Origin of the sequence: Rathayibacter sp. AY1D1 (genome assembly GCF_002932635.1) — a bacterium.
Lineage (GTDB): Bacteria > Actinomycetota > Actinomycetes > Actinomycetales > Microbacteriaceae > Rathayibacter.
On the sequence record NZ_PSVY01000022.1, the window covers coordinates 13,777 to 34,265 of the forward strand.

The following is a 20,489-nucleotide window of genomic DNA, read 5'->3' on the forward strand; positions in this document are numbered from 1 at the left end:
CGCAGCCGTTGCACGCGGCGTGGGCCGCGGGCAGGCTGAGGCGCATGTTCGTGGTGGATCCTGGACCGTCCGAGGAGTTCGAGCTTCCGACGCCCGACGAGGTGACGGCACGCTTCGGCGGGCCCCTCTTCGCGCTGACGCCTCAGCCGTCGATCGAAGAGCTCGGCGTCTCGACCGTGAGTACCACGTCGGAGGGGCGGACCCACCTCGAGTCCGCATCCCTCTCCTACGCTCTGTGGCGGAATCCGGACGACCGCAGCGATCCGGTGAACCTGGCCGACCTCGACGACGACCTGCGGGCCGAGCTCGACGGGCCGCCGCGTCGGCCGCTCCCCGACAGCCTGATGAAGGTCCGCGAGCAGATGAGGCACCCGATGCTCTGGGAAGCCGTGAGGACCACGGTGCCCCTCGACTCCGACGGGCCCTGGGCTACTCCCGAGCAGGCGCTGGTGCAACACCTCGAGCACGTGCTGATCAATCAGTTCCGGAACGAGCGGGTGCGCGGCGGCCTGCCGGGAGACTTGCTCGGGCCCGTGACCGAGTCGGCCGTCGAGCACGGCGTCCCGGTCCTGGTGGACGGCGTGGCACGCGACGGGATGCGCGTGGACACCGACGCCCTCGTGGTCGGCCTCGGCGTTGCGTTCGAGGACCGCGTCCTCACTGCGGTCTTCGCCCGCGCCGAGCTGCCCTACCTGGAGACGGCCTTCGTCACGAGGCCCGCCACCCTCTAGACGCGTGGGCGGGTGGGTCTCAGCGGAACCTCAGGCGCGGCCTCCGGGCGCCATACTGACCGGATGGATCGAGCGGGGGCCGACGAGCGGCGCCGGCTGAGAGCGCGGCGGACCGAGCTGCGCGCACGGATCGACGCGGATCCGCTCGCCCTCGAGGCGCGGCAGCTCCTCGCGCAGACCTATCGCGACGAGGGCTACGACGATCAGGCCGGCCGCTGGGGCGTCCTCGTGCCCGGGTGGACGACTGCTCGCGAGCGCCGGCTCTTCGTCGCAGTGATGGAGCGGACCGGAGCGAGCACGGAGGAGCGCCTGCGGAGCCTGCTGGCGCTTCCGCCGGAGTCGCCGCTGGACCTCGGGGATCTCGGGGAGCTCATCGCGGACTTCGAGGCGGAGCAGGCCGAGGTCGAGCGGCCGCATCCGGACCTCGACGGGTGGCGGTGGATCGCGAACACCGGGCGGATCCTCTGCGGGATCGCACTGGTGCACGCGGTCGCGGCGATCCAGATGCTGCTGTCGGACGCTCCGATGGAGGAGTTCCTCGTGGCCGCCCGACTCCTGCTCGTCGGAGTCGCGGCGCTGCTCGTCCTCTCCGCCGCCTTCTTCACGGCGGTCGTGGTCCTGCGGCGGCGTCGCCGCCGACGGGAGAAGTGAGCGGCGGCGCTGTCGGACGGGCCTCGAGCCGTCCATTCGCTCGCGCTCAGGCCTCGAAGGGCAGCCTCTGCACCTGGCTGATCAGCGGCTCGGCGAACCCGAGGACCCGCACGACGATGCGGAGGGCGGAGTAGGCCGCGGTGAGCGTGGCGGGGATCCGGGCCCGGAAGATCCCCGACGCGTCGGTGCTCGGTCGGAAAGCCGTGACCCAGGCGTCCGTGCCGCGGGGAACGCCCTGGAACTCGAACTGCTGCTGGAGCGGCGTCCCGTCGCCGGCGAGGAGCTCCAGGAAGACGTCGCCCGAATCGCCCACGCCCGTGAAGAAGACGTAGAGGGTGGGAGCCGCCGAGGTCGACGCCATCGCGGCGGGGGCGCCGACGACGGCGATCACGACCGGAGCGGCCCACGCGGCCTGCACCAGGGAGCGGCGCCGCGGATCGGCGACGGCGGGGCGGTCGGAGCTGAGCGGCATGCCGGGTCCTGTCGGATCGGGAGGGAGGCGCGGAGTCGCTGCGGAGAGCGGCCTCCCCAGTCTGAGGTCAGCCGCCCGCTCGCACACGGATCAGGGCACCCCCCGTTCAGCACCGCGGAGACGCCGATCAGCCGACATCCCGGCATCCCCTCACCGACGGCCTGCCCGCGCCTCGACGACGTGCCGGCACCCGACCCCGCCGCGCTCCAGCTCCTCGCGCTCGCGGCGGAGCCCGACGCGGACCCGCCGCGCCTCGGCCAGCGGCAGCGCCGCCTCCGGATCGACGGTCGCCAGCAGGAGCGCCGCCCGCGACCTCGCCGCCACCCGCACGTCCAGGCACGGCGTCTCCTCGGCGAGCCCGAGCAGCGCGGCCACCAGCAGCTCCAGCTCGACCGCGGTCGCGTGGAGCACCAGCACCCGCGAGGCCGGGCTCGACGGGCGGCGGACGAGGAGCGTCGCTCCGGTCATCGTCGCCGCCCTCCCCTGCCCGGGACCGGTCCGGGAGGTCCGCCCCGCCTCGGCCCTCGGCGACCGCCCGCGCGACGTCGGCGTGCACGCATGGGGTTCCTTCTCTCGTCCTGCTGCGGTGCGAACCGCGCCGCACCTCCATCCCACGACTCGGGCACCCGGCCGGGGAGAGGGTTGCCACGCGCGCGTCGGCGGGTCAGGAGGCGCCGGGGCGGCCGGGGATGAGAGGGTTGCGCGATGTCCACTGCGAGCGTGCCGTCGCCGCGCGCCGGAGTCCGGACCCGGCGCTTCCGGCGCCTCGCCCGCACGGGATTCGCCGTGAACGGACTGATCCACCTCCTGATCGGCGGCCTCGCCCTGCGCGTCGCGGTCAGCGACGAGACCTCGCGGGAGGCGGACGCGTCCGGAGCGATCGGGCGCATGGCCGACTCCCCCGTCGGGCTCGTGGTGGTCTGGGCTGCGCTGGTCGGGCTGGTCGCGCTCGGGCTCTGGCAGCTCTCCCTCGGCGGGCGCTCCTCCGCGCCGGGGCTCCCCGCCCGCCTGGGCCGCCGGATCGTCGAGTCGGGCAAGGGCTTCGCCTCGCTCACGCTCGCGGGCACCACGCTCGTCTTCGCGCTCGGCGGCTCGACGAGCTCCTCGGCCACGATCCGCCGCATCAACACCGAGCTGCTGACGAGCACGGTCGGCGTCGTGATCCTCGTGATCGTCGGCGGGATCGTGCTGGGCAGCGGGATCGGCTTCGTCGCGATCGGGATCCGGCGCGGCTTCCGCAAGCTCGTCCGCATCCCCGAGGGCCCGACGGGGACGGCAGTGCTGATCCTCGGCGCGACCGGCTACATCACGAAGGGGCTCGCTCTGGGCCTGGCCGGCGGGATCTTCGTGGTCGCGGCGCTGACCGGCGACGCCCGCCAGGCGACCGGGCTCGACGGGGCCATCCGCTTCCTCGACGTCCCTCCGTACGGCACGATCGCCCTGACCCTGGTCAGCGCGGGACTGGTCATGTACGGGCTGTTCCTCGTCGCCCGGGCGAAGCTCGCGAAGCTCTGAGCCGACGCGGCAGTCGTTCACAGTCGCCACCCATATCGCTGAGTATCGTTCGGAGAAACAGGAGGTCATCATGAACGGATCGTCATCGACCGGCGCGTTCGGCACCGGCACGCCCATCGAGAGCATCTGGCGCGCGATGGAGCAGGCCCGCTCCCGCATGGAGAAGCGCGTCGGCTCCCGGGTCGGCCGCGGGGACGTGCGCACCGCGGTGCTCGCGCTCCTCGCCGAGCAGCCCATGCACGGCTACCAGATCATCCGCGAGATCGAGGAGCGCAGCGGAGGCGACTGGAAGCCGAGCCCCGGCTCGGTCTACCCGACCCTCCAGCTCCTCGCGGACGAGGGCCTCATCACGGCCGACGAGCAGAACGGCCGCAAGACCTACACGCTGACCGACGCCGGCCGCGCGACGGTCGCCGAGCACGGCACCTCGACCCCGTGGAACGACTCCGACCACGTCGACTTCGGCGCCCTGCCCAAGGCGGGCCTCGAGCTCGCCCAGGCCGCGGCCCAGGTCGGACGCTCGGGCACCCCCGAGCAGATCCGCAAGGCCGTCGCCGAACTCGAGGACGTGCGCCGCCGCCTGTACGCGATCCTCGCGCAGGACTGACCCGGGTGGCCTCGGTCAGCCCGGGTCCTGCCGCCCCGGGCCACCGAGAGCGGGAGGACCGGCGGCGCTACCGCCGGATCCTCCGCTTCGCCGCGTGGCATCTCGCGGTCACCTGGTTCTTCGACCTGCTCCTGCCGCGGGTGGGGCTCACGCGCGTCGCGCTCCGCACCCGGCCCGGCCGGATGCGCCGCTTCGCCCGCAGCTTCCACGTGCTCGCGGTCGATCTCGGCGGCCTGATGATCAAGGTCGGCCAGTTCATGTCGTCGCGCCTGGACGTGCTGCCGCCCGAGATCACGCGCGAGCTGGAGGGGCTGCAGGACGAGGTCCCGCCCGTCCCGTTCCCGCGGATCCGGGCGCTGGCCGAGTCCGAGCTCGGGCTGCCGCTCGAGCGCGCGTACGCCGGAGTCGACGAGTCGCCCGTCGCCGCCGCCTCGCTCGGCCAGGCCCACCGCGCCCGGCTCTCCCCCGCCGACGCCGAGGACACCGGCTACTCCGCGGCCATCATGAAGGTGCAGCGGCCGGGGATCGACCAGATCGTCGAGGTCGACCTCGCGGCTCTGCGCCGCGTCGGCGGCTGGCTCAGCCACGTGCGCCTGGTCTCGGACCGCGTCGACGCCCCGGCGCTCGTCGAGGAGTTCGCGGTCACCAGCCTCGAGGAGATCGACTACCTGCAGGAGGCGGCCAACTCCGTCCGCTTCGCCGCCGACTTCGCGGGCGACGCCCGGGTGGCCGTCCCGGACGTGGTCTGGGAGCGCTCGACCCGCAAGGTCCTCACGCTCGAGGACGTCACCGCGATCAAGATCACCGACCACGCCGCGCTGCTGGCCGCCGGGATCGACCCGCGGGAGGTCGCTCCGGTCTTCGCGGCCGTGATGTTCGACCAGCTCTTCACCAACGGCTACTTCCACGCGGATCCGCACCCCGGCAACGTCTTCGTCACGCCGACCCCCGGGGGCGAGCTGCCCTGGCGCCTCACCTTCATCGACTTCGGGATGATGGGCGAGGTGCCGCCGAGCACCCGCGCGGGCCTGCGCCGGATGCTGATCGCCGCCGCCTCCCGCGACGGCAAGGGGCTCGTCGACGCGGCCCGCGCGGTCGGCGTCCTCCTCCCCTCGGCCGACTCCCGCGAGCTGGAGCGGGCGCTCACGCAGCTCTTCGCCCGCTTCGGCGGCATGGGCTTCGCCGAGCTGCGGGAGGTGGATCCGCGCGAGTTCCGCGACTTCGCCGTGCAGTTCGGCGACGTCGTGCGCGCGCTGCCGTTCCAGCTCCCCGAGAACTTCCTGCTCGTCATCCGCGCGATGTCGCTGACCTCGGGCGTCTGCAGCGCGCTCGACCCGGCCTTCAACCTGTGGGACTCGGTCGAGCCCTACGCGCAGCAGCTGATCCGCGAGGAGCGCGGCTCCGTCGTGCAGGACGTCGGCAAGCAGGCCGTCGACACGCTCGGCCTGATCTGGCGCCTGCCGCGCCGGCTCGACGAGCTCGTCACGACCCTCGACGACGGCGAGCTCGCGGTCACCGTCCCCACCATCGAGCGCCGGCTGAACCGGCTCGAGGGCACCGTCCGCCGCGTGATCTCGGCCGTGCTGTTCGCAGGCCTGCTGATCGCGGGCGCCGTCGTGCGCCCGGACGACAGCGGCTTCGGCACGGTGCTGATGATCGCGTCGGCGCTGCCGCTGCTGCACGCCCTGCTGGCCCGCGGCCCGCGCGGCTGACGGCCGCCGTCGGGCCGCGGCCGCCGCGTCGCATCCGTCACCTCCTCCGCCCACCTCACCGGCGGCGCGGTCGACATCGGCTACACGGACGCAGACAGCCGGCTCGCGCAGCACGGCACCGACTACGGGCTCTGTCAGATCTACGCGAACGAGATCTGGCACTTCGAGCTCGCCACCGAGCCGGGCGGCGACTGCCCGGAGCAGCTGCCCGACGCGAGCGCGACCTGAGCGGCTCTCCCGCGCTCCCGGGATCCGATGCGTCGCGAAGGGTCGTCATCGGAGGCGAAGGGAAGCCGTTCGCGACGCATCGATCGCGCAGGTGGCCGGGCTCAGCGGCTGGTGAGCAGCTCGACGAACTCGTCGGCCATCGCGAGCTGGGCGCTCAGCGCCTCGCGGCGCTCGCGGGCCTGCGCGACGAAGGCGTCGAGCTGCGCGCGGACCTCGGCCGGCGCGTCGTCGCCCTCGGCCTCGAGGGTGTCGATCACGCGGAGCAGCGCGGCCATCTCCTCCAGCGAGAAGCCGAGCGGCTTCATGCGGCGGATGAGGATCAGGCGGTCGTAGTCGGTGGACGTGTAGAGGCGGAAGCCGCCCTCGGTGCGGCCGGACGCCTTCACGAGGCCGATCTCGTCGTAGTGGCGCAGGGTCCGGAGCGAGAGGCCGGTCCGCTCGGCGAGCTCGCCGATGTGCATGGTGCCGATCCTGCTCACCCCTTCAGATCTACCCTTACGTGAGGGTAGGGTTGCCCGTGCTGCTGACACGCCTCTGCAAGCTTGGCATCCCCGCCCGCTTCCGCCGACCTGATGCCGCAGCCCTCCGCGCTCCTCGTCGAGCACCCCTCCCACTCCCTGGAGCCGCCGCGATGGCCCTCGCCTCGAAGACCCCTGCCCGCCCTCACGCCGAGCCCACCGTGATGACGGCGCTGCGCACCCCCCGCATCCTGACCCGCGAGGTCCTCGCCGGCCTCGTGGTCGCGCTCGCGCTCATCCCCGAGGCGATCTCGTTCTCGATCATCGCGGGCGTGGATCCGCGGGTCGGCCTCTTCTCGTCGTTCGTGATGGCCGTGTCGATCGCGTTCCTCGGCGGACGCCCCGCGATGATCACCGCCGCCACGGGCGCCGTCGCCCTCGTGATCGCCCCCGTCGCCCGCGACTACGGGATGGACTACTTCATCGCGACGGTGATCCTCGCGGGCGTGCTCCAGATCGTGCTCGGGCTGCTCGGAGTGGCGAAGCTCATGCGCTTCATCCCCCGCAGCGTGATGGTCGGATTCGTGAACGCGCTGGCGATCCTGATCTTCTCGGCGCAGATCCCCAACCTGATCGGCGTGCCCTGGCTGGTCTACCCGCTGGTCGCCGTCGGGATCGTGATCATGGTCGTGATGCCGCGCCTGACGAAGGCCGTTCCGGCGCCTCTCGTCGCCATCGTCCTCATCACCGCGGCGGTCGTCGTGACGGCGGTCGCCGTCCCCACCGTGGGCGATCAGGGCGAGCTGCCCCGCAGCCTCCCCGAGCTGTTCCTGCCGAACGTACCGCTGACCTGGGAGACCTTCACGACCATCGCGCCGTACGCCGTCGCGATGGCGCTCGTCGGACTCCTCGAGTCGCTGATGACTGCGAAGCTCGTCGACGACATCACCGACACCCCCTCCCGCAAGACCCGCGAGTCGCTCGGGCAGGGCGCCGCGAACGTGCTCTCCGGCCTGTTCGGCGGCATGGGCGGCTGCGCGATGATCGGCCAGACGATGATCAACGTGAAGGCGTCCGGCGCCCGCACCCGCATCTCGACCTTCCTCGCCGGCGTGTTCCTCCTGATCCTCGTCGTCGCGCTCGGCGACCTCGTCGCGATCATCCCGATGGCCGCGCTGGTCGCGGTGATGGTGATGGTCTCGGTGGCGACGTTCGACTGGCACAGCATCCGCCCGTCGACCCTGAAGCGGATGCCCGTGGGCGAGACGGTCGTCATGATCGCCACGGTCGTCGTGGTCGTCCTCACCCACAACCTGGCGATCGGAGTCGTCGTCGGCGTCCTCGCCGCCATGGTCGTCTTCGCCCGCCGGGTCGCCCACTTCGCCACCGTCGAGCGCACCCTCTCGGCCGACGGATCGACGGCCCACTACACGGTGACCGGCGAGCTGTTCTTCGCTTCCAGCAACGACCTCACCACGCAGTTCTCCTACGCGGAGGACCCCGCGCACGTCGTGATCGACCTCTCCGGCTCCCACATCTGGGACGCCTCGACCGTCGCCGCGCTGGACGCCGTCACCACCAAGTACGAGCGCCACGGCACCCGCGCCGTGATCGAGGGGATGAACGACGCCTCCACCCGGATGCACGGCCGCCTCGCCGGGAACCTCGGCGCGGGGCACTGAGGGTCGGGGCTGCGGGACCGCACGCGCAGCCCCTCAGAGCGGCGCGAGCACCAGCGACCAGAGCCAGCGCCCGCCGACGACCCGGTGCACGACCACGAACAGGGCGGTGATCGCGAGTCCGACCGGCAGCAGCACGGCGCCGGCCGCGAGGCGGTCGGCGGGCACGGCGAGCAGCAGGCCGAGCGGCACCGACGCGCAGGCTGTGACCAGCGCCGCGACGAGAGCGGCGCGGCGGTCCCGGGTCGGCTGCGGCACGACGCCGATCCGGCGCCGGACCAGCCAGTGGGCGAGGGCCCACGCGGCCGTGGTCCCGAGGGCGGTGCCGCCCGCGATCGCCGGCACGACGAGTTCGGCAGGCAGGAGGAGCCCGCCGACGAGCGCCCCCACCGCGACGCCGACGGCCGAGACGACCTGGGTCGCCAGCGAGTCGCGGGCCCGACCCAGCGCGAACATCGCCCGGTTGAGGACGTAGGTCTGGCTGAAGCCGACCAGGCTCAGGGCGAGCAGCTGCAGGACTCCGCCGATCACCGGTGTGCCGAAGACGAGCTGCGTGAGCAGTGGCGCCGCCGCGACGAACAGGAGCGTCGCGAGCAGAGTGACGGCGAGCACCGCGTCCTCGGTCCGTCGGAGGTTCACCGCCGCGGCCGCCCGATCGCCGCGGTGCAGGTCCCGGCTGAGCGGCGTGAACATCGCCGTGGCGACGGAGACGACCAGGATGCCGTGCGGCAGCAGGAGCAGCAGCTGCGCGCTCGAGAAGGAGTTGAGGCTCGGCCCGTCGACGCCGGCGCGGTTCATGGCCTGGCCGGCCGCCGTCGCCGCGTTCGAGACGACGATGTACGACACCTCTGCGACGAGGGCGCCGAGGAACACCCAGACCGCGTCCCGCGACACTCCGCCGAGCCCGGCGACGCCGAAGCGCGGCCGCAGGCGGACGCCGACGGACCGCGAGAACGCGACCGCGATCACCCCCTGCACCACGATCGCCGTAGTGGCAGTGCCGCACAGGAGCGCCACCATCTCCGGCGTCCACTCGTCGGCGGGTGTCGACGCCGCCTCGGGGTGGATCAGGAGGAACACCGCGATCCCGAGCACCGAGATCACGTTCGCGCAGGCGGGCGCCCACGCGCCCGGCCCGTACTTCTCGGCGGAGTTGAGCAGCTGCGAGAAGACGGCGAAGACGATGTAGAAGAAGATCTGCGGCAGGCACCAGTAGGCCATCTGGGTGGCGAGCAGAGCCCAGTCGGCCGACCAGCCCCCGGCGTAGAGCCCGACGATCAGCGGCGCCGCGAGCGTGCAGGCGGCCGTGAGGAGCGCCGCTCCGCCGAGGCACACGGTGAGCAGCCGCTCGAGGGTCCGCACGCCCTCCGGTCCGTCGGCCCGCGCCCGGACCATCTGCGGCACGAGCACCGCGCCGAGCACCCCGCCCGCGATGAGCCCGTACAGGTAGGTGGGCGCGGAGTTCGCGACCTCGAACACCTGCCCGCCGACCGACGCGCTCGTGCCGCCGACCGCCACGACCAGGAGCGCCAGCCGGACGAACCCGAGGATCCGCGAGACGAACGACCCCACCACCATCCCCCCGGTCGCGCTGCGCATCCGGGCAGCATAGGCGGTGCGACCCGGGTCGCCACCGACCGCGGCGCCCGCCGGGGTCGATGCGTCACGAACGGTCGTCACGGGCGCGGGAGAGGGGCCGATCGTGACGCATCGATCTCGGGGAGGGCGGGAGGCGGGAGGGCCCGCGGGCGGCGCTAGACGCGCACGGGTGCGACGGAGGCGCGGCGGATCAGCCGCGTCTCCAGCTCCATGCGGGTGGCCGAGGCTCCCGAGGCGAGCGGGGTCGCCGACCGGTGCGCCTGGTGCAGCATCCGGAAGGCGATGGCGCCCATCTCGCCGATGGGCTGCTGGATCGTGGTCATCGGCGGGGTCGCCCAGGCCGACTCCTCGACGTCGTCGAAGCCGATGACGCTGAGGTCTCGCGGGATGCGGAGGCCGGCGTCGTCGGCGGCCTCGTAGACGCCGAGCGCCATCACGTCGGAGCAGGCGAAGAAGGCGGTCGGCGCGTCCGGCTCGGCGAGCATCAGCCCGGCGGCCTCGCGGGCCAGCTCGCGGTCCCAGTCGCAGTAGGCGACGCGCGGATCCTCGACCCCGGCGGCGCGGAGCGCGGTGGTGAAGCCGTCGATCCGGGCGCTGCTGTAGAGCTGGGTGCGGGTGCCGCCGAGGACGCCGAAGCGGGTGTGGCCGGCGTCGAGGAGGTGCTCGGCGGCCATGCGGCCCCCGTCCCAGTTGGTCGCGCCGACGCTCGCGACGTCGGCCGGCGGCCGCGTGCTGGGGTCGACGACGACGACGGGCAGCTCGGCGGTGGTCAGCAGGTGCAGCTGCGCGGCCGAGACGTTGACCAGCACCACGATGGCGCCGAGCGAGGGGCGGCGGAGGAGGCGGCTGATCCAGGCGCCGTCGTCGCGGGCGCGGGTGAGCACCAGGTCGACCCCGGCGGCGGAGGCCTCGGCCTCGATCCCCTCGAGGACCGGTCCGATCCAGGTGCCGCCGATGTGGCCGACGACGACGTCGACGATCTGGGCGGAGTGCGGATCCTCGACCGGCGGGCGCAGGCGCGGGCGGCGGCGGTAGCCGAGCGCGTGCGCCGCCTCCATCACGCGCAGGCGGGTCGCCTCCGAGACGTCGGTGCCGCCGTTGAGCACCTTCGAGACGGTGGGGACGCTCGTCCCGGCGCGCTCGGCGATCAGCGCCATGGTCGGGCGGGTGGTCGCTCCGGAGACGTCGTCGTGGTCGGGCATGTGCTCACCGTAGCGGATACCGACTTTCGCAACTAGCCCTGCGCCAGGACGGCTTGCTCCGCCGGGAACCGCGGTGCATGATGGTCGGACGCCGGGGCTCCCGCACAGAAGTTGCGCAAGTCCTGTTCGATGACGAACCGCGGAGCGATCCGCCCGCACGTGAGGACGACGATGACCGACCACTCCCCGACCACTCCCGGCAAGACGGCCCTCGTCGTCCGAGGGGGCTGGGACGGCCACCAACCGGTCGAGGCGACCGAGCTGTTCCTGCCGTTCCTCCGCGACAACGGCTACGACGTGCGCGTCGAGGAGTCGACCGCCGTGTACGCCGACGAGGCCTACATGCGGACGGTCGACCTGATCGTGCAGTCGAACACGATGACCTCCATCCAGTGGGAGGAGTTCCTGGGCCTCCGCGCGGCGGTCGAGCGCGGCACAGGCCTCGCCGGCTGGCACGGCGGGATCGCCGACTCCTACCGCGACAACTCCGACTACCTGCAGCTGATCGGCGGCCAGTTCGCCTCGCACCCCGGCAAGCACCCGGACGAGCGCACCGGCGAGCAGTCGGACAACTACATGCCGCACACGATCGAGATGACGGCCCTCGCCGCCGACCACCCGATCACGCAGGGCATCTCCGACTTCGAGCTGGTCACGGAGCAGTACTGGGTGCTGCACGACGACTACAACGACGTGCTCGCCACGACCACGCAGGCCGTCCGCCCGTGGGACCCGTGGAAGCGCCCCATCACCTCCCCCGCGATCTGGACCCGCCTCTGGGGCGAGGGCCGCATCTTCGTCTCGACGCCGGGCCACCGCGTCGAGATCCTCCAGGACGACAACGTCCGCACGATCATCGAGAGGGGAATGCTGTGGGCGTCCCGCTGAGAGTCGGCATCATCGGCGTCGGGAAGATCAGCGAGCAGTACCTCGCGAACCTCCCGACCTTCCCCGGCCTCCGCCTCGTCGCGGTCGCCGACCTGAACCAGGAGCGGGCGCAGCAGGTCGCCGACGAGCAGGGCGTCCGCGCCCTCACCGTCGACGCGCTGATCGACGACCCGGAGATCGACGCGGTGCTGAACCTCACGATCCCGGCGGCGCACGTCGAGATCGGCACCCGCGCCTTGAAGGCGGGCAAGCACGTCTTCGCCGAGAAGCCGCTCGGGCTGAACCCGGCCGAGGCCGCGCCGATGCTCGACCTCGCGGACGAGCTGGGCCTGCGCTTCGCGAGCGCCCCGGACACGGTGCTCGGGACCGGCGTGCAGACCGCGCGCCTCGCCCTCGACTCCGGAGCGATCGGCACCCCGATCGCCGCGCAGGTGCACTGGGCCGCTCCCGGCCACGAGCGCTGGCACCCGGCGCCCGAGTTCTACTACCAGCCCGGCGGCGGCCCGCTGCTGGACATGGGCCCGTACTACCTGACGGCGCTCGTGCACTTCTTCGGGCCGGTCGTCCGCGTCACGGGCCTGGCCACCCGCTCCGACCGCCCGCGCACGATCGAGACCGGGCCGAAGGCGGGCACGCCGATCGAGGTGACGATCGACACGCACATCACCGCGCTGCTCGAGCACGCGAGCGGAGTCGCCACCACCGTCACCGTGAGCTTCGAGGTCTGGCGCAGCCGGGCCCCGAAGTTCGAGGTCTACGGCACCGAGGGCACCATCTCGGTCCCGGATCCGAACATGTTCTCGGACCCGGTCGAGGTCGCCGTCCGCGACGAGGACTGGCGGGTCGTCCCCGACTCCGCCGGCGTGATCGACACCGGTCGCGGAGTGGGACTGGCCGACCTCGCGGAGGCGATCGCGGAGGACCGCCCGCACCGCGCCTCCGGCCGCGTGGCCCTGCACGTGCTCGAGATCATGGACGCCGTGCTCCGCTCGAACGAGGAGAACGCGGTCGTGACGATCGCGAGCACCGCCGAGAAGCCCGACGTGATGCCGCTGCGCACGGCGGGCTCGATCGGCGCCTGACAGCGCCGGGGGGCGACGACGGGAGGCGGGGGATCGCCGCCAGCGCGTCGCTCCCCGTTCGGGGGTGACGGCGGGGGGCGACGCCGTAGACTCGGCGGATCGACGGTCCTCAGCCGCCGCCGCACGCGGAGGGGGATCGGCCGTGGCAGTCGGCTTCCGGCGGAGCGGTGAGCTCCGTGCCCTCGCGCGCCCCCGGCTCCGGGCGGCCGGCGACCCGCTCTCCCCCGAGGACCACCGCTCCCGGCTGTCCGGTTGGCTCAGCATGCCCGGCGGGCCGGGTCTCGTGCGCCCCTCCGCCCTCGCTCCGGCGTGGGAGGCGCCCCTGCTCCGGCTCGTGCGCGCCGGGGCGCCGGCGGAGGACCTGCACGAGGCGACCACCGGCTCCCCCGAGGGCTCGCGCCTCGCGGCCGTCGTCGAGCTCGTCCGCGACGCCCTGCACTCCGCGGACGACGATCGCGCTCTGCGGCTCACCGGCTGGCTGGTGCGCATCCGCTACGACCCGTCGGCCGACTCCTTCCTCCGCCGCTACGGGATCGCGCTGACCGTCCGCCTGCCGCTGAGCGGCGGCCTCGACGTGGAGGTGCCGCTCGACGCCCCGGCGCTGCGCCTGCTCTACGCCGAGCTGGCAGCACCGATGGATCCGACCGCGGCTGTCGTGGCGGTCGAGACCCTGGAGCCGTCGACCCTCGCGGCGTCGACGCTCGCCTCCCTCTACTCCGCCCGCCGCCGCTGGAGCGACGTGGCCGAGTTCTCGGCGCCCGTCGAGAACGTGGACGCCGCCTCCGCCGCGGTGCTCATCCGCCGCGGCGTCGCTCTCCGCGAGCTCGGCCCGATCGAGGGCGCCCTCGAGGCGTTCGACCGCGTGGTGCGCCCGACCGTCACCAGCGCGCGTCCCGTGGAGCTGCGGGCGGAGGCGCTGCTCGAGCGCGCGAGCACGCTCCTCTCGGACGGGCGCACGGCTCCTGCTCGGCGCGATCTGGAGCGCGTGCTCTCCCGCTACCCGGACAGCGCCGCGGCGCACGAGCTGCTGGCGGTCACCGGGCGCTGACGCGACGGAGGGGCGCACCCTCTGCAGGATTCGCCCCTCCGGGGAGTGCGTCGGCTCAGTGCGTCGGCTCAGCCCTCGGCCTTCGAGGGCTTGCCCTCGGCGGGCAGGACCTCGTGCGGGGTGTCGCGCTCGTCCTCGCCCTCGGCCTGCGACGGCTTGTCGGACTGGTCGTCCGGGTCCTCGACGGGGCTCGGGGTCTGGTCGCTCATCGGAGTCCCTCCGGCTCGTCGGACGTGGCGGACGGCTCGGGGTGCGCCTCGAACTCCATCCAGGCGCGGTCCAGATCGGCCTGCGCCGACTCGGGCTCGCTGGCGAAGTAGCCGTCGTAGATCGCGCGGCCGCCGTGCTCGGGCAGGTCGTCGCGACCGCCGAAGGCCTGCGCGAAGCGGCCGACCTCGTCGTCCCTCTTCTGCTGATCCCGCAACCAGGCGGGGAAGGTCTGCGTCATGGTGACACCTCTCTCTCCTGTCCTCCAGCCAATCCCCCGCCGCGGATCCGGGCAAGCCCTTCCGCCGCGGGCCTCAAGGGGCCAGGCTCCGCCCTGGAGGGGACGGGCTCCGCCCTGGAGGAGCGGCGCTCCGCCCTCTAGAGGACATGTCCGCTACAGGGCGCCCCCGCCCCCGCCGCGGAGGAGAGCCGGCCCCTAGCGTGAGCCCGTGACCGACCCCGCTTCTCCGCGCCCCGCCCGCACCGCCGCGGGTCTGCGCCGCACTCTGCTCGCTCTGACCGCGACCGTCGCGCTGCTCGCCGGCACCGCGGCTCCCCTCGCCTCCGCCGAGCCGGACCCGGTGCCGGTCGGGAACGACCACCTCGCCAACGGCGTCGCAGCCTGGGGGCGCTACCTCAACGGGGAGTGGGACGTGCCGGCGGGCATGTCCGACCTCACGGACGTCGCGAGCAGCTACAGCCACACCCTCGCGCTCCACACCGACGGGACGGTCGAGGCCTGGGGAGCGGATCTGGAGGGCGAGCGGGACGTGCCGGCCGGGCTCCGCGAGGTGACCGCGATCTCGACCGGGTACCTCCACAGCATCGCCCTCACGATGGAGGGGACGGTCGTCGCGTGGGGCGACGACCGTCAGGGCCAGACCGACGTCCCGGCCGGACTCGGCGGCGTGACCGCCGTCGCCGCGGGCAGCTACCACACCCTCGCTCTGCGGGGCGACGGGACCGTGGCGGCCTGGGGCTCCGATCAGTTCGGAGCGACCGACGTGCCGGCGGGTCTCTCCGGAGTGGTCGCGATCGCCGCGGGCGGCTGGAACAGCCTCGCGCTGCGCGCCGACGGGACGGTCGTGGCGTGGGGCGGCGACGACAGGGGCGCGTACACCGCCCCGGCAGGCCTCCGCGACGTCGTCGCCGTCTCGGTCAGCTACTCCCACAGCCTCGCCCTGAAGCGGGACGGCACCGTCGTCACCTGGGGCGACCCCGCCGACTCCGGCTTGCCGCGGGTCCCCGCCGATCTCGGCGGCATCACCGCGATCGCCGCCGGCATCGGCTTCAGCGTCCTGCTGACGTCCGACGGCACCGTCGTCTCCCTTCACCCCGACGGCGACACGGAGCTGGACGTCCCGGCCGGGATCACCGGCGCCACCGGCATCGCGGTCGGCTTCAACCACGCCTTCGCGATCGGCCCGCTGCCGACCCTCACCGCCGACACCGCCGAGACGCTCGTCAAGACCGGGACCCGCTACTCCGCGACCTTCACGGCGTCCGGCCCGGCCGCGACCTTCGAGGTCTCGTCCGGCGCCCTTCCCGCGGGGGTGACCCTCTCGCCGGAGGGCGTCGTCTCGGGCAGGCCGACCACCGCAGGCGACTCCACCTTCACGGTGAGCGCGCGGAACGCGTACGGCACCACGGCCGGCGTGCCGCACACGGTCACCGTGGTCCCCGCGAACACCCCGCCCGTCGTGACGGTCGCCTCCGCCACCGACGGCGCCTCCTACGAGAAGGGCTCGGAGCCGAGGGCCGCCTGCGCGATCACGGATGCGGAGAGCGGAACGTTCAGCGAGGAGGCCGTCGTCACCGGCACGCTCGTGAACGGCCTCGGCACCCGCACGGCGACCTGCACCTGGACCGACCCCGGAGGACTGACCACGACCGCCGCCGCGACCTACCGGATCGTCGACACCGGCGTCCCCACCATCGCCGCGACGACCGCGCCGACGGCTCCGAACGCCGCGGGCTGGTTCCGCTCCCCCGTCTCCGTCGGCTTCTCCTGCGCCGACGGCAGCGGCTCCGGGGTCCGCAGCTGCACCCCCGCGCGGATCCTGCGCGAGGGCCCCGGCCAGAGCGTCACCGGCACCGCCGTCGACAACGCGGGCAACCGCGCCACGACGACCCGCAGCGGCATCGCCATCGACACCACGAAGCCGCGGCTCTCGTTCACGTCGAGGCCCGAGGGGTCCTACCCCTACGGCACGGTGCTCCCGGAGGCGCGCTGCCTCGCGGACGACGCGCTCTCGGGCCTCACCGGCGACTGCGTGATCACGGGCGGCGGCCGCTCCGTCGGTCCGCACGTGTACCGGGCGACCGCGACCGACCGGGCGGGCAACGTCTCGACCTTCACCGCGTCCTACACCGTGACCCCGTGGACGATCGGCGGGCTCAGCACCTCGGTGAAGAGCGTGGCCGCCGGAGCCGCGACCGGCATGACGTTCCAGGTGACCTCGACGTCCTCCGCGGGAACGTTCCGCCACTCCGCCCTCGCCGACGTGCGCAGCGTCACGCAGAAGCAGACCTCCTGCACCGCCGGCGCCGTCCTCACCGGAGCGCCGACGACCACCCTGACCGGACGCCTCCGCTACGACACCGCGACGAACCGCTACGTGAAGGCGTGGACGGTGCCCGCGAAGCGGGGCACCTGCTGGACGCTGACGGTCACGACGGCGGACGGCAGCACGGGGAGCGCCCGGTACTCGGTGAAGTAGCGGCGGAGGACGGCCGCCGCGGTCCGGTCAGGCTCCCGCCGCGGCGTACCGCTCCGCGAGCACGCGGAACGCGGCGGCCAGCTCGGGCGGCTCGGCCCCGGCCATCGGAGCGTCGAACCGGCCGAACGACGCGGCGAGCGCCTCCCACGACCAGGCGCCGAGGGCGAGTCGGCAGCCCGCGTCGCCGAGGTCCTCCACCTCCCCGTCGCCCGCGTAGGGCAGGACCTCGGCGGCGGGCGCCGTCAGCACGACCGAGCCGCGGCACGGCCACCCCTCCCCGGGCGCTCCGCCGCGGAACCGCGCCTCCAGGAACTCGGCGGGACTCCGGACCGGCAGCGCCCGGCGGCGGAAGCGGGCACCGCGGGGTGAGCGCGGCTCGAGCCGGTCGACGCGGAACACCCGCCAGTCGTCGCGGTCGAGGTCGAAGCCGATGAGGTACCAGCGGCCCTGACGCGCGACCAGGTGGTGGGGCTCGACGCGGCGCACCGCCTCCGCGTGCGCGAAGCGGAGCACCTCCGAGGCCCGGACGGCCGCCGCGACCGCGACCAGCCGCTCCGAGGGGACCGCGGGAGCCGGCGCCGCCGCGACCGTGAAGCGCAGCGCATCAGCTCGGGGCCGGAGCCGGGCGGGCAGGACCTGCCGCACCGTCGCCAGCGCACGGGCCGACGCCTCCTCGAGCCCCGCGATCGGCGCGCGCAGGGCGGCGGTGAGGGCGAGCACCTGCTCGTCGTCGAAGAGCAGCGGCGGGAGCTCGGCGCCGGCCTCGAGCCGGTACCCGCCGTCGGGGCCCTTCGCCGCGTCGATCCGGTAGCCCATCGTGCGGAGTCGGTCGACGTCGCGACGCACCGTGCGCGGCGCGATCCCCAGGCGCTCGGCGAGCACTCCGCCCGGCCAGTCGCGGCGGGTCTGCAGGAGGGAGAGGAGCAGGAGGAGCCGCTCGGTCGTCGTGGGCACGTCCCGAGGGTATTCCGAGAAGAGGACCGTCACCGTCCTCTTCTCCTGGGAGCGTCGGGGCACCGGGTGATCGACCCGGCACGACTGCGAGGAGCGCACCATGAGCATCACCACGACGACCCACCTCAACTTCCGCGGACAGGCCCGCGAGGCACTGGAGTTCTACGCCTCGGTCACGGGAGGCCGAGTCGACGCGATGTCCTACGCGGACGCGAACGCTGTCACCGCGCCCGACGAGGCCGACCAGCTGATGTGGGGCCAGGTCGTCTCCGAGGCCGGCTTCCGCGTCATGGCGTACGACGTCCCCGCGCACACGGCTTACGACCCGGGCACGATCCCGGTGTTCGTGTCGCTGCGCGGCTCCGACGCCGACGAGCTGCACCGCCTCTGGGACGGCCTCTCGGAGGGGGCGGCGGTCGTCGTGCCCCTGGCCCCGGCGGCCTGGTCGCCCCTCTACGGGATGCTGCGCGATCGCTTCGGAGTGACGTTCGTCGTCGACCTCGAGGTCGCCTGGGGCTGAGGCCCGCGGGCTCGGCGGCGGGGCGCGTCCCACTGCGGACGCGCCGGCCGCCGACTCGGTACGCTCAGCACCGGATCCGGTCGGAGGGACGCTGCATGCTGGAGACGATCTCCGAGGCCCTCTCGCTGGTCACCCTCCCCCTCGGCGTGCTGTTCCTGCTCGCCGCGTTCGTCGCGGCGCTGATCGACGGACGCTGGCTGACGACGACCGCCTACCTCGAGGAGGGGCCGCCCCTCGCGCTGCACTGGGTGACCCGGGCCGGCGAGGTCCGGTCGCGTCCGCTGTCCGCCGGGGACCCGCTGACGCCGACGCGGTCGGACCAGCGGGAGGTGCACTACCGCGAGGAGGATCCGCACCGCATCCGCCTGCACCGGTGGAGCGACGCGGTGCGGGCCCTGCGCCTGTCCGGGCTGATCCTGCTCGGGGCGGGCGTCGTCCTCGGGATCCTGTCGACGGCACTGGCGGTCCTCGCCTAGGCGGCGCCCCGTGCGCGAGGATCGGACCCGTGGATGCGGAACGGGTTCTCGGAGACGGACGGGCCGACGGGGTGTGGTGCCGGCTCGGGGAGCCGCTGACGGTCGCGCAGATCGCTCGCGGCGGGCCCGCGTGGCTGTGCCTGGACGCGCAGCACGGCGCGTTCGACGACGCCGCGGTCCTCGCCTCCCTTCGCGCACTCGGCGCCGTGAGCGGGAGGCCGCCCGTCGGCGTCCGGGTCGCCGGGCTCTCCGACGCGCTGATCGGCAGGGCGCTCGACGCCGGAGCGGACATCGTGGTCGTCCCGATGATCGAGACGGTCGAGGAGGCGCTCGCGGCCGTCCGCGCCGCGCACTACCCGCCGCTCGGCCGCCGCAGCTGGGGACCGATGACCGATCTCTGGGGCGCCGCTCCCCCGTCGGCCGCCGAGGCGCGCACCGCGCTCTGGGTCATGATCGAGACGCAGGCCGGCCTCGACGCCGTCGATCGGATCCTCGCGGTGCCGGGCGTGAGCGGAGTGTTCGTCGGCCCGTTCGACCTCGCGATCGGCCTCGGACGGGACCTGTCCGACCTGCTCGCCGCGGACGGACCGGACGACCCGCTGCCGAGGATCGCCGCGGCGGCCCGGCGCGCGGGCAAGGGCGCCGGGGCCTACGCGGGCGACCGCGAGCGCGCCGGGCTGCTGCGAGCGCTCGGCTTCCCGAGGGTCGCGGTCGCGACGGATCAGTCGCTGATCGCGCTCGGCACCACGGCGGCGCTCGACGCGGACACCGCCGACCCCGGCTGCTGAGCCCGAGGCCGGGCACGGGGCCGGCCGCCGGTCACCGGCGAGCGCTCCCGCCGGGGGGATGCACGGGCTCCGGCGGCTCGGGGACGAAGCGGAGGCCGCCGGCGGAGTTCGCGAGATCGGTGAGCGCCGAGATCCAGGCGGGGTTGATGCGGGGCATGCGGCCGCCGGCGTAGGTGTAGCGGAGCGTGTGCGAGGGGTGCAGCCAGATCGCGCTGCGGCCGTCGCTCATCCCGTTCTCGTCGCGCCAGGTGAGCAGGCACGACTCCCCCCGGCGCAGCTTCGCGGTGAGGACGATCTGCAGGTGGGCGAGCACCCGGTCCTCGACGTCGATCTCGACCGATCCGTCGTAGTGCAGCTTCCCCATCGGCGTCTCCCGGCCTCGTCCTCGGAGGACGGGCGCGCCTCCGGCCCACCATCCTCGGGTGTCGTCCAGTGACCAGTTCGGGGCGGCGACAACCGGCGGATCAGCTGGTATCGGCGGATCCGCTGGTCTCGACGGGGCGGGGCTCAGGCCGGCGGGTTCGCCGCCATGAAGTCGCGCATCGGCAGCAGGTTCTGGAGGGGCGCGAAGTACCCGAAGCGGGGCAGGTCGAAGACCACTCCCGCGACTCCGGAGGATCCCATCGCCGCGATCCACTCGAGCGCGGCCGGCATCGGCACCTTCAGCACGCGCGACGCGTCCTCGTCGGAGAGGCCGGCGTGCAGCGCCCCGGCGCGGGCGCGCTCCCCCGTGGTGAAGGCGAAGACCATCGGCCCCGACTCCAGGCCGCCGACGAAGGGGGTGGGCGCGTCGTCCGGCCCCCGCGCGATGAAGCACCACATCGGCAGGGCGTAGACGCTGCGCCAGAGCGCGTCCATCGCGGCGAAGCTCTCGGGGTCGGCGCGCAGGGCCTCCGCCCGGGCGTCGATCTCGACGGTCTGATCCATGGGGCTCCCCTCGGCGCCGGCGATC

General features: G+C 73.8%; 23 protein-coding genes. 13 read left to right on the forward strand and 10 right to left on the reverse strand.

Annotation, left to right across the window (positions count from 1 at the left end; genetic code table 11):
• Positions 1-50: 50 nt before the first annotated feature.
• Positions 51-731 carry a hypothetical protein gene (locus C5C56_RS13030; protein ID WP_146084339.1) on the forward strand — a complete coding sequence of 227 codons (681 nt, stop codon included), beginning with the start codon at positions 51-53 and terminating at the stop codon, positions 729-731.
• Positions 732-794: 63 nt separating this feature from the next.
• A complete protein-coding gene (locus C5C56_RS13035; protein ID WP_104319747.1) occupies positions 795-1,382 on the forward strand; it encodes a hypothetical protein in 588 nt (195 codons plus the stop codon).
• A 46-nt stretch (positions 1,383-1,428) separates the two neighbouring features.
• On the opposite strand, the gene C5C56_RS13040 is transcribed toward C5C56_RS13035, so the two are convergent.
• Both C5C56_RS13040 and C5C56_RS13045 read right to left on the reverse strand, forming a co-directional pair.
• Positions 1,429-1,854 carry a hypothetical protein gene (locus C5C56_RS13040; RefSeq protein ID WP_104309979.1) on the reverse strand — a complete coding sequence of 142 codons (426 nt, stop codon included), beginning with the start codon at positions 1,852-1,854 and terminating at the stop codon, positions 1,429-1,431.
• 150 nt (positions 1,855-2,004) lie between these two features.
• Positions 2,005-2,322, reverse strand: coding sequence for a hypothetical protein (locus C5C56_RS13045; protein ID WP_104319748.1), 318 nt, complete (start codon positions 2,320-2,322; stop codon positions 2,005-2,007).
• A 237-nt stretch (positions 2,323-2,559) separates the two neighbouring features.
• On the opposite strand from C5C56_RS13045, the gene C5C56_RS13050 reads away from it, so the two are divergent.
• The 3 genes from C5C56_RS13050 to C5C56_RS13060 all read left to right on the forward strand — a co-directional run bounded on the left by C5C56_RS13050 (position 2,560) and on the right by C5C56_RS13060 (position 5,688).
• Complete coding sequence (locus tag C5C56_RS13050) at positions 2,560-3,369, forward strand: DUF1206 domain-containing protein (protein WP_104227140.1); 810 nt, start codon at positions 2,560-2,562, stop codon at positions 3,367-3,369.
• Between the two features lie 70 nt (positions 3,370-3,439).
• Positions 3,440-3,976 carry a PadR family transcriptional regulator gene (locus C5C56_RS13055; RefSeq protein WP_104224292.1) on the forward strand — a complete coding sequence of 179 codons (537 nt, stop codon included), beginning with the start codon at positions 3,440-3,442 and terminating at the stop codon, positions 3,974-3,976.
• Positions 3,977-3,981: 5 nt separating this feature from the next.
• Positions 3,982-5,688, forward strand: coding sequence for an AarF/ABC1/UbiB kinase family protein (locus C5C56_RS13060; protein WP_104227141.1), 1,707 nt, complete (start codon positions 3,982-3,984; stop codon positions 5,686-5,688).
• Between the two features lie 329 nt (positions 5,689-6,017).
• Here the strand turns inward: C5C56_RS13060 and C5C56_RS13070 are convergent, their stop codons facing one another.
• Positions 6,018-6,377 carry a MerR family DNA-binding transcriptional regulator gene (locus tag C5C56_RS13070; RefSeq protein WP_104227142.1) on the reverse strand — a complete coding sequence of 120 codons (360 nt, stop codon included), beginning with the start codon at positions 6,375-6,377 and terminating at the stop codon, positions 6,018-6,020.
• Positions 6,378-6,547: 170 nt separating this feature from the next.
• On the opposite strand from C5C56_RS13070, the gene C5C56_RS13075 reads away from it, so the two are divergent.
• On the forward strand, positions 6,548-8,056 hold the full coding sequence (locus C5C56_RS13075) for a SulP family inorganic anion transporter (protein WP_104227143.1): 1,509 nt from the start codon (positions 6,548-6,550) through the stop codon (positions 8,054-8,056).
• Between the two features lie 33 nt (positions 8,057-8,089).
• Here C5C56_RS13075 and murJ read toward each other — a convergent pair whose 3' ends face one another.
• Positions 8,090-9,652, reverse strand: a complete 1,563-nt coding sequence (murJ, locus tag C5C56_RS13080; RefSeq protein WP_104319749.1) for a murein biosynthesis integral membrane protein MurJ — start codon at positions 9,650-9,652, stop codon at positions 8,090-8,092.
• A gap of 155 nt (positions 9,653-9,807) precedes the next feature.
• On the reverse strand, positions 9,808-10,854 hold the full coding sequence (locus C5C56_RS13085; RefSeq protein WP_104224297.1) for a LacI family DNA-binding transcriptional regulator: 1,047 nt from the start codon (positions 10,852-10,854) through the stop codon (positions 9,808-9,810).
• Between the two features lie 171 nt (positions 10,855-11,025).
• Between C5C56_RS13085 and C5C56_RS13090 the strand changes: the two genes are divergently transcribed.
• The 3 genes from C5C56_RS13090 to C5C56_RS13100 all read left to right on the forward strand — a co-directional run bounded on the left by C5C56_RS13090 (position 11,026) and on the right by C5C56_RS13100 (position 13,872).
• Positions 11,026-11,742, forward strand: coding sequence for a ThuA domain-containing protein (locus C5C56_RS13090; protein WP_104224320.1), 717 nt, complete (start codon positions 11,026-11,028; stop codon positions 11,740-11,742).
• Positions 11,727-12,824, forward strand: a complete 1,098-nt coding sequence (locus C5C56_RS13095) for a Gfo/Idh/MocA family protein (RefSeq protein ID WP_104319750.1) — start codon at positions 11,727-11,729, stop codon at positions 12,822-12,824. Before C5C56_RS13090 ends, C5C56_RS13095 begins: the two co-directional genes overlap by 16 nt.
• A 142-nt stretch (positions 12,825-12,966) precedes the next feature.
• Complete coding sequence (locus tag C5C56_RS13100; protein ID WP_104288670.1) at positions 12,967-13,872, forward strand: tol-pal system YbgF family protein; 906 nt, start codon at positions 12,967-12,969, stop codon at positions 13,870-13,872.
• A gap of 68 nt (positions 13,873-13,940) precedes the next feature.
• Here C5C56_RS13100 and C5C56_RS17950 read toward each other — a convergent pair whose 3' ends face one another.
• Together C5C56_RS17950 and C5C56_RS13105 are read right to left on the reverse strand one after the other, a co-directional pair.
• Positions 13,941-14,081 carry a hypothetical protein gene (locus C5C56_RS17950; protein WP_159940045.1) on the reverse strand — a complete coding sequence of 47 codons (141 nt, stop codon included), beginning with the start codon at positions 14,079-14,081 and terminating at the stop codon, positions 13,941-13,943.
• Positions 14,078-14,320 carry a hypothetical protein gene (locus tag C5C56_RS13105; RefSeq protein WP_104227148.1) on the reverse strand — a complete coding sequence of 81 codons (243 nt, stop codon included), beginning with the start codon at positions 14,318-14,320 and terminating at the stop codon, positions 14,078-14,080. Before C5C56_RS13105 ends, C5C56_RS17950 begins: the two co-directional genes overlap by 4 nt.
• A 208-nt stretch (positions 14,321-14,528) precedes the next feature.
• Here C5C56_RS13105 and C5C56_RS13110 point away from each other — a divergent pair, with 208 nt between their 5' ends.
• Positions 14,529-16,799 carry a PxKF domain-containing protein gene (locus tag C5C56_RS13110; RefSeq protein WP_104247746.1) on the forward strand — a complete coding sequence of 757 codons (2,271 nt, stop codon included), beginning with the start codon at positions 14,529-14,531 and terminating at the stop codon, positions 16,797-16,799.
• A 27-nt stretch (positions 16,800-16,826) separates the two neighbouring features.
• Here C5C56_RS13110 and C5C56_RS13115 read toward each other — a convergent pair whose 3' ends face one another.
• Positions 16,827-17,753, reverse strand: coding sequence for a YafY family protein (locus C5C56_RS13115; protein ID WP_258065677.1), 927 nt, complete (start codon positions 17,751-17,753; stop codon positions 16,827-16,829).
• 100 nt (positions 17,754-17,853) lie between these two features.
• On the opposite strand from C5C56_RS13115, the gene C5C56_RS13120 reads away from it, so the two are divergent.
• The 3 genes from C5C56_RS13120 (at position 17,854) to C5C56_RS17960 (ending at position 19,537) form a co-directional block, all read left to right on the forward strand.
• Complete coding sequence (locus C5C56_RS13120) at positions 17,854-18,273, forward strand: VOC family protein (RefSeq protein WP_104224302.1); 420 nt, start codon at positions 17,854-17,856, stop codon at positions 18,271-18,273.
• Between the two features lie 95 nt (positions 18,274-18,368).
• Positions 18,369-18,749, forward strand: a complete 381-nt coding sequence (locus C5C56_RS17955) for a hypothetical protein (RefSeq protein ID WP_181137606.1) — start codon at positions 18,369-18,371, stop codon at positions 18,747-18,749.
• A gap of 29 nt (positions 18,750-18,778) precedes the next feature.
• Positions 18,779-19,537, forward strand: a complete 759-nt coding sequence (locus C5C56_RS17960; protein ID WP_181125668.1) for an HpcH/HpaI aldolase/citrate lyase family protein — start codon at positions 18,779-18,781, stop codon at positions 19,535-19,537.
• Positions 19,538-19,568: 31 nt separating this feature from the next.
• Here C5C56_RS17960 and C5C56_RS13130 read toward each other — a convergent pair whose 3' ends face one another.
• Positions 19,569-19,901 carry an ATP-dependent DNA ligase gene (locus C5C56_RS13130; protein WP_104224304.1) on the reverse strand — a complete coding sequence of 111 codons (333 nt, stop codon included), beginning with the start codon at positions 19,899-19,901 and terminating at the stop codon, positions 19,569-19,571.
• A 143-nt stretch (positions 19,902-20,044) separates the two neighbouring features.
• Positions 20,045-20,464, reverse strand: a complete 420-nt coding sequence (locus tag C5C56_RS13135; protein ID WP_104224305.1) for a hypothetical protein — start codon at positions 20,462-20,464, stop codon at positions 20,045-20,047.
• Positions 20,465-20,489 lie beyond the last annotated feature (25 nt).

What these genes read in the sequence shown, in the direction of transcription:
- C5C56_RS13035 (WP_104319747.1), top strand. Translation starts at nt 795, where the DNA reads ATGGATCGAGCGGGGGCCGACGAGCGGCGCCGGCTGAGAGCGCGGCGG.
- C5C56_RS13040 (WP_104309979.1), bottom strand. Translation starts at nt 1,854, where the DNA reads ATGCCGCTCAGCTCCGACCGCCCCGCCGTCGCCGATCCGCGGCGCCGC.
- C5C56_RS13045 (WP_104319748.1), bottom strand. Translation starts at nt 2,322, where the DNA reads ATGACCGGAGCGACGCTCCTCGTCCGCCGCCCGTCGAGCCCGGCCTCG.
- C5C56_RS13050 (WP_104227140.1), top strand. Translation starts at nt 2,560, where the DNA reads ATGTCCACTGCGAGCGTGCCGTCGCCGCGCGCCGGAGTCCGGACCCGG.
- C5C56_RS13055 (WP_104224292.1), top strand. Translation starts at nt 3,440, where the DNA reads ATGAACGGATCGTCATCGACCGGCGCGTTCGGCACCGGCACGCCCATC.
- C5C56_RS13070 (WP_104227142.1), bottom strand. Translation starts at nt 6,377, where the DNA reads ATGCACATCGGCGAGCTCGCCGAGCGGACCGGCCTCTCGCTCCGGACC.
- C5C56_RS13075 (WP_104227143.1), top strand. Translation starts at nt 6,548, where the DNA reads ATGGCCCTCGCCTCGAAGACCCCTGCCCGCCCTCACGCCGAGCCCACC.
- murJ (WP_104319749.1), bottom strand. Translation starts at nt 9,652, where the DNA reads ATGCGCAGCGCGACCGGGGGGATGGTGGTGGGGTCGTTCGTCTCGCGG.
- C5C56_RS13085 (WP_104224297.1), bottom strand. Translation starts at nt 10,854, where the DNA reads ATGCCCGACCACGACGACGTCTCCGGAGCGACCACCCGCCCGACCATG.
- C5C56_RS13090 (WP_104224320.1), top strand. Translation starts at nt 11,026, where the DNA reads ATGACCGACCACTCCCCGACCACTCCCGGCAAGACGGCCCTCGTCGTC.
- C5C56_RS17950 (WP_159940045.1), bottom strand. Translation starts at nt 14,081, where the DNA reads ATGAGCGACCAGACCCCGAGCCCCGTCGAGGACCCGGACGACCAGTCC.
- C5C56_RS13105 (WP_104227148.1), bottom strand. Translation starts at nt 14,320, where the DNA reads ATGACGCAGACCTTCCCCGCCTGGTTGCGGGATCAGCAGAAGAGGGAC.
- C5C56_RS13120 (WP_104224302.1), top strand. Translation starts at nt 17,854, where the DNA reads ATGAGCATCACCACGACGACCCACCTCAACTTCCGCGGACAGGCCCGC.
- C5C56_RS17955 (WP_181137606.1), top strand. Translation starts at nt 18,369, where the DNA reads ATGCTGGAGACGATCTCCGAGGCCCTCTCGCTGGTCACCCTCCCCCTC.
- C5C56_RS13130 (WP_104224304.1), bottom strand. Translation starts at nt 19,901, where the DNA reads ATGGGGAAGCTGCACTACGACGGATCGGTCGAGATCGACGTCGAGGAC.
- C5C56_RS13135 (WP_104224305.1), bottom strand. Translation starts at nt 20,464, where the DNA reads ATGGATCAGACCGTCGAGATCGACGCCCGGGCGGAGGCCCTGCGCGCC.